Source organism: Tissierella sp. P1, from assembly GCF_002266425.1.
GTDB lineage: Bacteria > Bacillota > Clostridia > Tissierellales > Tissierellaceae > Tissierella > Tissierella carlieri.
On record NZ_NPMN01000019.1, the window covers coordinates 1 to 12,547 of the forward strand.

Consider the following 12,547-nt stretch of genomic DNA (forward strand, 5'->3'; position numbering starts at 1 on the left):
GATTGTTTAAAATCATTAATTTAAAAGAGTAAGGCAGAAAAAGTAAATATTGTCATTTATAGGAGGGATTTATGAAAAGAGACAAGCTAGGTGAAATTGCTAAATTAGAAGCACAGAAATGTTTTCATGGAAATGTTATGGGGCTTGAGTCCAACATTGAGCCAATAATTAATTTATTTCCTAAATGGTCGCTAGGAAATTGGGATGGAAAATGGTGTGCTGCATTTGTTTATTACTGCTGTATGAAGGCTGGGTTTAATATTCCAGTAAAATTCCCCGATGAAAATATAAAATGTAATTTTGCAGGTTGCTCCGCATGGGAATCATGGGGCAGTCTGCCTGAAAATCAATTTTATTATCCAGCTGAAAATAATAGTTTTATTCCAAGTAAAGGAGACATTGTAATATTTAATAATGTTTTTTTAAATGAATCTCATGATCACATTGGTATAGTTCTGGAAAATTATGATAGCTATATAGTTGTCGCTGAAGGAAATATCAATAATGTATCTGGAACTGTAAAAAGAGATAAAAATAAAAATATAAGAGGATATATCAGAATACCTGATGATTATAATTTTGTGAAATAATAAAAGCTAGAAAATTATCTGAAGAAGGGTGACTCTATTGAAATATGAGATTAGAAGAGCTATGATAGATGATGCTGAATCTCTAGCGAATATTATCGTTGAAAGCTGGAGGTCAGCTTATTCTAGTATTATACCCGAGAATGAAATAAGCAAATTCCTAGATAAGCAAAGAAGACAACAGCAGTTTGAAAGATTTATTCAGGATGGAGAAATTGTTTTGATTGGAATTTACGACGGGATACCTTGTGGTTTAGCATTTGCAAATAAAGATAATGATGAGAAGCTAGAAGAGTGTGGCTCTATTTATTCAATATATTTCCTTGAAGAATACTGGGGAAAAGGATTAGCTACTAAGATAATGGATGTAGTTATAAGTATATTGAAAGATGAGGGTTGCGAAAGGGCTTCACTATGGTTTATGAAGAGAATGTAAGGGCAAGAGGATTTTATGAAAAGTACGGTTTCACATTTGATGGCACTAAAAAGCATAGTCATTTCTCCAATAAACCTATTGAACTAAGATATATATTGGATATATGAGAATAAGAAGAATAGCCATATAAAATTGTTATGATAGGGGGAATTTATAGTGAAAAAAATCGTGGCAAGATATTTCTATGTTCCAATTTGCCCAGAGTCATTTGCTTCTTTAGATCGTCTTCGTAATTTATTTTTGAAGTATAAAGAGCAGGTTGATTTTGAATCATTTAATGTTTTTGATTGTAAATTTGAATCATTATATTCTTGGTTTCCTAATGAAGAGGAAATAATAGAAAGTATTAGAGAAAATGGGACATCCCCACTTCTTTTTGGAAAGTTATTTATTCAAGGTAATGAAATAAAAGGTTTTCCTCCATCAAAGAAATTTATATCAAATGCTTTAAGAGAACACGGTATATCCTTCGAAGAGGAAGATTACAAATTTGATTATGGAGCGATCACTAAAGAGAGACTTAAATATGATATAGATAAATTTCAGATTAAGAAATATGATGGAAAACTCCTTAGGGATAGTTGTATTATTTGTACAAAATACAATCCATATCTAGATGAAAAATCATATCTTCCAGAGAATTGGGCTAAATATGAGCAATTAAAGAGAAGCTTTTTAAAAGAAAATCTAGAGAAGGGTAGCTTAGTTGGCTATATTGAATACTATAACGACGAGCCAGTAGGATTTATTGAGGCATTTCCATTAGAGATATCAAGAATGCTAGGATTTCCAATATCAAGTAAAAGTACTAATGGTGTTATGATTACCTGCCTTTCTGTTCGCCAAGAAATGAGTGGATATGGTGTAGCTTCAAGATTAATAGAATATCTTGAAGAAGAAGTAAAAAATAGAAAATATGAATCAATAGAAGTATTGTCATTTCCAAATGAACATAATTGGCAGCCTAAATCACTATATGAAAAAAAGGGTTACAAGAAAGTTAAGGAAATAAAGGAACTATGTATTATGAAAAAGGAATTGTAATAATTTCAATTAAAGCATAGTATAAACTATTTAATCCTTTATATTTTTTCATAAAGATTCATTGACTTTGACGTCGTGTCGTACCCTATACTTATTTATTAAGTAAGGAGGAATTTATATGGAATTAAAAACTATTAGCCAAGTTTCAAATGCTTTTAAAATTTCCACAAGAACACTTCGATATTATGAACAAATAGGGCTTTTAACCAGTTCAAAAAAAGAAGGATATGCATATCGCAGCTATGATGAGGAGGCAATTTTACGTTTGCAGCAAATTGTTATTTTGAGAAAGCTACGTATTCCATTAAAACAAATTGGCGATATATTGAATAACGAAGATGTTGTTCAAGCCATTGAGGTATTTAAACAAAATATAACTAATTTAGAAGATGAAATAGCGGCATTATCAACAATCAAAGTGATTCTAAACCGTCTTATTGAGACTTTGCAGAAGAAAACAAAGGTTAAATTGAAACTTGGCATATTAAGTGATGATTATATACTTGATGCAATTGATTCCTTATCCTTACAAAAAGTTAGTTTTAAGGAGGAAAAGTCAATGGAAGATTTAAACAAGGCAGCAGAAAGTTTATCAACACTTAAAAATGTTAGGATTGTTCACTTACCGCCATTTACAGTAGCCGCAAGTCATTATATCGGTGAAAATCCTGAGGAAAATGCAGGAAAGCAGCTAGAGGAGTTTGTAAAAGCAAGTAATCTCTATGAAATTAAACCAGATGCCCGTATATTTGGATTTAATCATCCTAACCCGTCAAAGGATAGACCTGATTATGGATATGAGGTGTGGGTCACGATTCCTGAAGATATGGAAGTACCGGCCCCCCTTGAGAAAAAACATTTCACTGGTGGACTATATGCAGCACATATGATAATTCTAGGAAATTTTCATGAGTGGGAGTGGCTATTAAATTGGGTTACTATTAACAATCCTAAATATGAAGCAAATTATGCTGATGATGGTGGAGAATGTATGGGAGGATTGCTTGAGGAACATCTTAATTACCTTTACTATTGTAACCTTAATTGGCCGGAAAGTGATGAACATCAGCTTGATTTACTATTTCCAATAAAATTGAAAGAGCAAAAATAGGATATGAGGGAGGCATTTACTCCCTCGCTATACTATTGTATATTTGAAAATAAATTTTAGGAGTATAAAGATGAAACATTCATTTAATATAACAATGCCAGATTATGAGAAAACTAGTAGAGTTTTTATTGAATTACCTTTCAATGTATGGAATTTATTTAATAAAAAAGGTGCAATGAGAGTTAAAGGAAGTATAAATGAAGTGCCGTATGAATGTGCTCTTATTCCAAGAGGAAATGGTGTTTATTTACTACCCATAAGTAAAAAGATAATTGAAAAATCAAGAATAAGTGTAGGAGATACTTTGAATATAAATATGGAATTAGCTGATAATAATGAAAACAATAGACCAAAAGTTAATGAATCAGGCGAATATAGAAGGATTGAATCAGTAAATTATGTCGAACAACCTAATGCCAGAGCCTGTGGACAAGCATGTATATCTATGCTTGCAGGAGTAGATGTGGGAGATGTAATGAAGGCTATGAATACTAAAGGGTCAACAAGTATTGGACAATTAATCGAAGCTTTAGATTATTATAAAATAAAACATTCTGGTACTAACAAGAGAATTTCTAAGAAAAATCCAAACTATTCAGAAGTATGTATTTTAACTGTCCATATGCCAAATTATAATCATTGGGTTTTGCATTTCAAAGGTAAGTTTTATGATCCAGAATTTGGAGTTCTTGAAGAGTGTCATCCAGATGGTAAAATAACATCATATTTGGAGATATATAAAGATTAAAAATTTAGTGAAGTACATTTGTTTCTTCGCTGAATAATCTATGAATTAACTATTATATGACATATTAGAAGTGATGGTTGAGCATTGTACAGAAGGTTTAACTATAGAAGAAAAATAGATATATGGAAAAATCGTTAAAAGTAAATGGAGGTTATAAAATGAGATACCCATTTGATTGTATAAGTGAATTAGTTTTTGTTAAAACAGAAATACAGAAGTCGGATATAATCTTAGTATCAGGGGGAAGTCATCCGCAATTGATGGAGAAAGCAGCAGAATTATATAATCATGGGTTAGCTTCATATGTACTACCAAGTGGAGGTTTCAATTTTAAAATACCAGAGTATAATTCAGAATGGGAATTTTTGAGATCAATAGGGGTAAGATTAGGCATACCAGAAGAAAAAATATTAAAGGAAGATCAAGCAAAACATACCTTTGACAATGCAGAATTTTCATGGAAAGTAATAAAAGAGAATAATTTGTCAGTGAAAAGTGCTATTTTAGTCTGTAAAGAATATCATTCAAGGCGTGCCCTTCTAACATATCAATTAGTATTCCCAAAGGATATAGAATTTTCTGTGGCATCTGTTCCAGACAAAAGAGAAATCACAAAAGATAATTGGTTTTTAGATGAAGAAAAGATAGACATAGTTATGGGTGAAGTGGTAAAGGTAGGTAAATATTTTAGGCAGTACATTAAAAAGTTTCAAGAAGAATGATGATGAATTAATATTAAAAGATGAAGATTACTAATATGCTTTATAGGATTGTGAAGTATAGTATAATATAATAAAAAAAAGTTTCATTTATTGAGAAAATCTAAAGAATGCAAGTCTAAGAACCGAATTATATAATATGGCTAACAATACTACAATAGAGAGGAGTGGTAATATAGAAGCAGTAAATATAGAAAGACCAAAAATATTATCTCCTGTAATTGCTAGCATTCCCCATGGATCATCTTGTATTACATCCGAAATGAAAAATAGTATGATACAAAATGCATTACTTACAAATAATGATTGGTTTTTAAATGATCTTTATGATTTTCTATATAAGCTAAATATTATAAAAATATCAGCTAATTATAGCAGATATGTAGTTGATGTTAATAGAAATATTAATAAAAAACATATAGAAGGAGATTATACAGAATCTTTAATTTATCATAAAACCACATTTAGTAAAAATATTTATGAAAATTCTTTACCAAATATAGTAGTTGAGAATAGGATAAAAGAATTTTATGAACCATATCATACTTGTTTATTAAATGAAATAAATAATAGCTTGAAAGAATGGGATAAAGTCTATTTGCTTGATTTACATAGTTTTTATGCACAATCCACAGCTGATGTTGTGCTAGGGACATGTGGTGGAAGTACATGTTCATATGAATTTTTTCATAGTGTTTATAAAGCTTTTGTTGACGAAGGTTTCACTGTGAAGGTTGACGAAAAGGGTCTTAAAGGAGGATATATAGTATCACATTATAGTTCAATAGAAAATGTTGAAGCTATACAAATTGAGATACGGTATACCACTTATATAGAGGATAGGTATTTTGGAGAAGAAGAGGTATATCATAAAGATGATATGCTATTTAATAAAACCAAAGAACGTTTAGAGAGGGTCTTGAAAAATATTATGAAAATAGTTGAAAAATAGATTGAGTATGAATTATTGATTTTTATCAATTATGAAAAAAGTAATTAGGTGGAAACTATTCTCAAACAAAGATATACTAGATTTATTATATATAATAAAGGATTAAATTATTTAAAGGGGTGAAAAGAATGAGATCAATTGATATGCACTGTGATACAATTTTAAGATTGATGGATGATAAAGAAAACCTAGAATTATATGAAAATCACTTAAGTATAGATATTAAGAAACTAAAAAAGGGAAATTCATTAGCTCAATTCTTTGCCATGTGGATAGATTTAAAAAAATCAGCTGATCCTTTGGAAACTTGTCTTGAGATGATTGATAAATTCTATATAGAGATTGAAAAAAACTCAGACAATATTTGTCTAGCAACTAATTATAGGGATATAATAAAAAATGATAATGAAGGAAAGATTTCTGCTGTTCTTGCTATAGAAGAAGGTGGAGCGATTAAAGGACAAATGCATAATTTAAGAAATTTCTATAGAATAGGAGTAAGAGCAATAACTCTTACATGGAACACGGCCAATGAAATAGGATACCCTAATATAAAAAAGAACTATAGAGATAGAGGATTAACTAGTTTTGGTGAAGAAATAGTATATGAGATGAATAAATTAGGCATGCTTATAGATGTTTCCCATCTCTCCGATAAAGGATTTTATGATGTAGTAAGATTAAGTTCAAAACCTTTTATAGCATCTCATTCAAATTCAAGGACTATAAAAGAACATTCTAGAAATCTGACAGATGATATGATAAAACTTCTATCAGAAAGTGGAGGGACAATGGGTATATGTTTTGAAAGAGATTTTCTAGGTGAAAGTGAGAATGCCAGAATAGAGGATATAATAAGACATATTAAGCATATTAGAAATATAGGAGGAATAGATGTAATAGCATTAGGTTCTGATTATGATGGTTCTCATCCAAATTGTGAAATAAACAATATAGGTGAGATAGAGAAGCTTATATTTGCATTAAAGGATAACAAATTCTCAGAGGATGAAATAGATAAAATATTTTATAAAAATGCACTAAGGGTAATTAAAGACGTGTTATAGTTCTAGAAGATAGTGTATTTTGAAATAGTATATTTAAAAGCTAGGTTGAAGATATTAGTATAGAAGTATAGACATGAAAGAATGTTAAATATATACTAATAGGTGAGGTGACTTAGTTTGAAGGATTATAGAAAGATGATTTTTGTTTCTTTAATAGTCGCATTAGCATCACAGGTTAATATTGGTCTAATAAATAGTGATTTTAGAGTCTCAGCAGGGATAATATTCTTTGTAGTATTTCTTTTTTACTATCATGAGTTAAGGCCAGTTTCAACTGGCATATTATCAGGTATAATGGTATATATTTTAAGACTGATAGTTTATTACATATCAAAAGGTCATATTAATGATGTAATAATTTCATATCAGCTAGAAATATTGTTCTATGCTTTTTATTCTATTATTTATTCTATACTAATAGGCTATGGAAATAAGAATAATATAAATTTTATATTTGTTGTTATGGTTATCAGTGACTTTGGTGCTAATCTTATAGAAATATTTGTAAGAGTGACAATAGATACATCTCCTTCTCCATGGAAGGTTGGCACAACATTGTTTCTTGTAAGTATAGTTCGTTCTGCTATAGTATGGCTGGTATTAAATGCACTTAAATACTATAGAATGTTTCTTATGAAGGAAGAACATGAAAATAGATATAAAAAATTATTATGGTTGACATCTCAGCTAAGAACAGAAATGTACTGGATTGAAAAGAATATGGACCATATAGAGAAGGTTATGTCTGAGTCATATGAATTATTTGAGAAGATAAATCTTAATGAAGATAATGAAAGCTGGGCAAATAGAGCTCTAACTATTGCTAGAGATGTGCATGAGATAAAGAAAGAGAATGGATTGGTAATCCGTGGTATGAAGGAAATTACGGAAAATGAGCTTAAAGATAAGGGTATGGATTTTAAAGATATTATTAGTATACTTTCTGAGACTATGAAGAGAGAAATAAGGAGATTAGATAAGGATATAAATCTTGTATTTAATATAGGAGAAAACTTTTATACTTCTAAACATTACTATCTTATGTCTATGCTTAGGAATCTCATTATGAATAGCATGGATGCAATACCTGATTCTCAAAAAGAAGCTAAGATCATTGTAAGTCATGAAATAGACCAAGAACAGCATCATTTTATAGTATCTGATAATGGAACTGGAATAGATGAAGAAGGGTTAAAGCATATTTTCTCACCTGGTTTTTCAACTAAGATAAACTATAATACAGGCGAAGTAAATAGAGGGCTTGGGTTAAGCATAGTTCAATATATAGTAGAGGAACAATTGGAGGGTAAAGTAAATGTTAGCTCCAAGATAGGAAATGGAACTAGCTTTTATATATCCATTCCAAGAAGAACATTGGAGGAAAATTTAAAATGAAAATATTTATAGTTGAAGATGACTTCAATATTATTAGAATTCTAGAAAAGATAATAATGGATAAAGAATTAGGAGACGTAATAGGAAGAGCTGATAATGGGATAACTGCTTTAGAAGAAATAGAATTATCGAAGCCAGATATTGTATTAGTTGACTTGCTGATGCCAGGCAAAGATGGTATTAGTTTAGTAAGGGAAGCAAAAACTATACATCCTGACATTCAGTACATTATGATTTCACAAGTATCTTCCAAGGATATGATTTCTAAAGCATATCAAAGTGGAGTAGAGTACTATATCTCAAAGCCTATTGATGCTATCGAGGTACAAACTGTAATTAATAAAGTTAAAGAAAAAATTGATATGAATAAGAAGCTAGCTCAAATACAAAGCTTATTTTCCGGTGAATCTGAAAATACTAAAGTGGAAGATAATGGGGTTAATAACATGCTAGGAGTAAAAAGAGTGATGCAGAGAATTGGTATCATTGGAGAATCAGGTAGTCAAGATATTCTTGATGTAGTTAAGTATTTAATTGACACAAATCAGACTATGGCTAATTTTACAGTCAAAGAGATTTGTGGTCATTTCACTGATAATCCTAAAACTATGGAGCAGAGAATTAGAAGAACAGCAACCATTGGGATGATTAATCTTGCAAACATAGGAATAGAAGATTATATGAATGAAATATTTACAGAATACTCTAATGGATTATATAATTTTGAACAGCTAAAAATAGAGATGGATTTCATTAGAGGAAAGGGTAAAAAGAGAGGGAAAGTAAACATAAAAAAATTTATAGATGGAATAGTTTACTATAGTAAGATTTAATAAAAATTTTAGATAAGATTAGTAATTTTATCTAATTTTTTTAATTTACATATATTTCTTTGAAAAAATTCTTGTTTCCGTTTGAAACTTTCCATGGGTATTTGAAGGTCGCAGGTTATAATTAGCCTAATATATACTTAATAAAATCAATATAGGGGGCTGATTATTAAAATGTTTAAAGAATTAGTAGGTTTTGTAAATACTATTCTGTGGGACTATGTATTGATATTTGGACTTATAGGTGTGGGTGTGTTCATGACTGTAAGACTTAGATTTCCACAGTTTACAAGATTATTTCCTGCGTTAAAGAAAATGATTCAAGGAATAATGAACAAGGAAGAAGTAGAAGAAGGTAAAATGACACCTTTTCAGGCTTTATCAACAGCTGTAGCAGCTCAAGTTGGTACAGGCAATATAGTAGGAGTAGCAACAGCAATAGCAGCAGGTGGTCCAGGAGCAGCCTTTTGGATGTTAATATCTGCATTCTTTGGAATGGCTACAATTTTTAGTGAATCTGTTTTAGCACAAAAATATAGAGAAACTAAAGATGGAGAATTAGTAGGAGGACCTGCATATTATATAAAAAATGGTTTAAAATCTAAAGGTTTAGCAACATTTTTCTCAATAACCTGCATCATTGCATTAGGCGTAGTTGGTATAATGGTACAATCAAACTCAGTAGCTGGGTCAGTTAGTAGTGCATTTGGCGTGCCGGTAATTGCAGTTACCATTGGACTTGCAATTGTAGTGGCACTTATATTAATGGGTGGAATGGGAAGAATAGCATCCTTTGCAGAAACTGTAGTTCCAATTATGGCTGGTGCTTATATTCTTGGAAGTTTAGTAATTATATTTATGAATCTTGGAAATTTTGTTCCAGCAGTAAAGAGTATTTTTATAGGAGCATTTTCACCGGGGGCAATAGGTGGAGGTGTACTTGGTATTACAGTACAACAGACTATAAGATTTGGTTTAGCTAGAGGACTTTTCTCAAATGAGGCAGGAATGGGTTCAACACCGCATTCACATGCAGTAGCTGATGCTAAGCATCCAGCAGAACAAGGGTTTACTGCTATGATAGGAGTATTTATATCAACATTTCTGATTTGTTTATCAACGGTAATGGTAAATCTTGCATCAGGTGCCTATAATGGAAATATTCCAGCAGCACAGATGGTTGAAGGTGCAACAATAATGACTCAAAATGGTTTTGCAGCAGGATTTGGTACATTTGGAGGAATGTTCTTATCAATATGTTTATCATTCTTCTCCCTTACTACAATAGTAGGATGGTATTTCTTTGCTGAATCAAATGTAAAAAATATATTAAGCACTAATTCTATAACAATAAATGCATTTAAAGGTATAGTACTTACAGCTTTAGTAATAGGTACTTTAATAGATCCAACATTTGTATGGGAATTGGCAGACATGTCTATGGGTATAATGGCAGTTCCTAATATAATAGCCTTAGTTCTATTATCTAAGGAAGTCAAATTTATTCTTGATGACTATGATTCAAAGGTACTAAGAGGAAATATCCATTGGGAATATGAATACCAAAATCTTGAGGAAAAGAAGGACAAGAAAAAATCAGTATTAAGAAAAGGATTGAGTACTACAATTTTAAAATAATAAATATTATGACACAGGGATATCCGGAAGGATACTTACACAGGTTTAATATCCCAAATCAAAAAGGTGGATAGCAAGAGCTATCTACCTTTTTGTATCTATTTGTTTAGTCTTACTATTGAGATGATATAGGAATTAGTTTATTGATTTGATATAATTAGTTTTAGTATAGTAGTAAATAGAGAGCTAAATTTAAGATAAAGTTACATAGAGTTTGAGCTATAGACTTGGAGGTGATTTTTTGAAAAAAGAAATAAAAATTGAGATATGTGTAGATTCCATTCAATCTGCTTTAGCAGCACAAAATGGAGGGGCTAGTAGGATAGAACTTTGCGACAATTTAATTGGAGGAGGAACTACTCCCAGTGCAGGGATGATTGAACTAGCTAGGAAATATCTAACCATTGATATAAATGTGATGATTCGTCCAAGAAGTGGTGATTTCTGTTATTCTCCCTTAGAGATTGAGGTAATGAAGAAGGATATAGAGATTGCTAAAAGGTATGGTGTGAAGGGTATAGTAATAGGAGTGCTCAAGCCTAATGGTGAGATAGACGTAAATATAATGAAAGAACTAATAGAATTATCTAGGCCTCTTACTGTTACATTTCATAGAGCCTTTGATATGACTAAAAATCCTTTTAAATCTTTAGATATACTTATTGATCTTGGTGTAGAAAGAATATTAACATCTGGGAAAGAAAGCAAGGCTATGCAAGGTATAGATTTAATCAGAGAATTAGTCAAAAGAGCAGAAGATAAAATAATTATTATGCCGGGATCAGGGGTTAGTGAGGAAAATGTAAGGTTCATAATCGACAGTACAGGGGCAGGAGAAATTCATTTATCTGCAAAGAAAAGAATAGAAAGTATCATGGAGTATAGAAATGACAGAGTAGATATGGGTGGAAGTTTAATAGTTTCTGAATATGATAATTATTTTACTTGTGAAGAATCTGTGAGGAATATAACTAAGATATTAAATAATATAAAATGATATGAGAGGTGTACATAATGAGTTGGGGAATAATAGGTACTTGGAGAATGGCTTTAGAAGGAATAATAGAAGCACAAAAATTATTAAAAGATGGGAAGTCATCCTTAGATGCTATTGAAATTGCGGTAAAAATGGTAGAAGATTGTCCAGAATATAGGTCTGTAGGTTATGGTGGATTACCAAATCGAGACTGTGAGGTTGAACTTGATGCAGCTTTTATGGATGGAGATACATTTTCTATTGGGGCTGTAGGAAGTATTAAGGATTTTAAAAATCCAATTTCGATTGCAAGAAAACTTATGGATGAAAGATATAATATATTTTTAGTAGGACAAGGTGCTGAGAGATACGCACATACAATGGAATTCCAGAGAACCAATATGCTTACAGATTATTCTAAGAAGGAGTGGGAAAAAAAGAAAAGTGAGATTAAGTTAGATAAACTTAAGGCATATGATGGACATGATACTGTTGGAATAGTTGGGCTAGATAGAAATGGAAAGATGGCTGTTGCCACATCTACCAGCGGTCTCTTTATGAAAAGACCTGGGAGGATTGGAGATTCACCATTATCTGGTTCAGGTTTTTATGCAGATAGCGAAATAGGGGCTGCTAGTGCCACTGGAGTAGGTGAAGATATAATGAAAGGCTGCATATCATATGAGATAGTGCGTCTTATGGAAGAGGGACTTCATCCGCAGGAGGCTGCGGAAAAAGCTGTAAATAAATTAAACCAAAAGCTAATTTCTAAAAGAGGAGGAGCAAAAGATATTTCCGTAGTATGTATGAATAATAAGGGAGAATGGGGTGTGGCAACAAATATAAATAAATTTTCCTTTGTAGTGGCTACCGAAACGGAAGAACCTACAGTATATATCGCCTCATTTTCAGATGGAAAAACAACCTACGTAAAAGCAACTCAAGAATGGATCGACACTCATACGGAGTAGGATAATAAAGAGGATCTCCATATGAAATTATAATCGATAAATTAGGGCAAAAAAAATCGAGATTATTTTCATA

Annotated in this window: 13 protein-coding genes; all 13 read left to right on the forward strand. The window is 31.1% G+C overall.

What is annotated here, in order from left to right; genetic code table 11:
- Nucleotides 1-71: 71 nt before the first annotated feature.
- A complete protein-coding gene (locus CIW83_RS13805) occupies nucleotides 72-590 on the forward strand; it encodes a CHAP domain-containing protein (RefSeq protein WP_094902139.1) in 519 nt (172 codons plus the stop codon).
- A gap of 37 nt (nucleotides 591-627) precedes the next feature.
- On the forward strand, nucleotides 628-1,023 hold the full coding sequence (locus CIW83_RS13810) for a GNAT family N-acetyltransferase (RefSeq protein WP_094902141.1): 396 nt from the start codon (nucleotides 628-630) through the stop codon (nucleotides 1,021-1,023).
- 156 nt (nucleotides 1,024-1,179) lie between these two features.
- Nucleotides 1,180-2,067 (forward strand): GNAT family N-acetyltransferase, encoded by an 888-nt coding sequence (locus CIW83_RS13815; RefSeq protein ID WP_158220128.1) that lies wholly within the window; start codon nucleotides 1,180-1,182, stop codon nucleotides 2,065-2,067.
- A 118-nt stretch (nucleotides 2,068-2,185) separates the two neighbouring features.
- Nucleotides 2,186-3,178, forward strand: coding sequence for an effector binding domain-containing protein (locus tag CIW83_RS13820; RefSeq protein WP_094902145.1), 993 nt, complete (start codon nucleotides 2,186-2,188; stop codon nucleotides 3,176-3,178).
- 70 nt (nucleotides 3,179-3,248) lie between these two features.
- Nucleotides 3,249-3,926: a DUF1905 domain-containing protein gene (locus CIW83_RS13825; protein WP_094902147.1), complete on the forward strand. Its 678-nt coding sequence runs from the start codon at nucleotides 3,249-3,251 to the stop codon at nucleotides 3,924-3,926.
- 158 nt (nucleotides 3,927-4,084) lie between these two features.
- On the forward strand, nucleotides 4,085-4,648 hold the full coding sequence (locus tag CIW83_RS13830; RefSeq protein WP_094902149.1) for a YdcF family protein: 564 nt from the start codon (nucleotides 4,085-4,087) through the stop codon (nucleotides 4,646-4,648).
- Nucleotides 4,649-4,784: 136 nt separating this feature from the next.
- Complete coding sequence (locus CIW83_RS13835) at nucleotides 4,785-5,597, forward strand: N-formylglutamate amidohydrolase (RefSeq protein ID WP_094902151.1); 813 nt, start codon at nucleotides 4,785-4,787, stop codon at nucleotides 5,595-5,597.
- 128 nt (nucleotides 5,598-5,725) lie between these two features.
- A complete protein-coding gene (locus CIW83_RS13840) occupies nucleotides 5,726-6,664 on the forward strand; it encodes a dipeptidase (protein WP_094902153.1) in 939 nt (312 codons plus the stop codon).
- A 117-nt stretch (nucleotides 6,665-6,781) separates the two neighbouring features.
- Complete coding sequence (locus tag CIW83_RS13845; protein ID WP_235601345.1) at nucleotides 6,782-8,059, forward strand: ATP-binding protein; 1,278 nt, start codon at nucleotides 6,782-6,784, stop codon at nucleotides 8,057-8,059.
- Nucleotides 8,056-8,892, forward strand: a complete 837-nt coding sequence (locus CIW83_RS13850) for a response regulator (protein ID WP_094902155.1) — start codon at nucleotides 8,056-8,058, stop codon at nucleotides 8,890-8,892. Before CIW83_RS13845 ends, CIW83_RS13850 begins: the two co-directional genes overlap by 4 nt.
- A 171-nt stretch (nucleotides 8,893-9,063) precedes the next feature.
- The gene (locus tag CIW83_RS13855; RefSeq protein ID WP_162288520.1) at nucleotides 9,064-10,527 is read left to right on the forward strand and encodes a sodium:alanine symporter family protein; all 1,464 of its coding nucleotides are present in this window, start codon (nucleotides 9,064-9,066) and stop codon (nucleotides 10,525-10,527) included.
- A 241-nt stretch (nucleotides 10,528-10,768) separates the two neighbouring features.
- Nucleotides 10,769-11,524 (forward strand): copper homeostasis protein CutC, encoded by a 756-nt coding sequence (locus tag CIW83_RS13860; RefSeq protein ID WP_201259890.1) that lies wholly within the window; start codon nucleotides 10,769-10,771, stop codon nucleotides 11,522-11,524.
- 17 nt (nucleotides 11,525-11,541) lie between these two features.
- Nucleotides 11,542-12,474 carry a N(4)-(beta-N-acetylglucosaminyl)-L-asparaginase gene (locus tag CIW83_RS13865; RefSeq protein WP_094902159.1) on the forward strand — a complete coding sequence of 311 codons (933 nt, stop codon included), beginning with the start codon at nucleotides 11,542-11,544 and terminating at the stop codon, nucleotides 12,472-12,474.
- Nucleotides 12,475-12,547 lie beyond the last annotated feature (73 nt).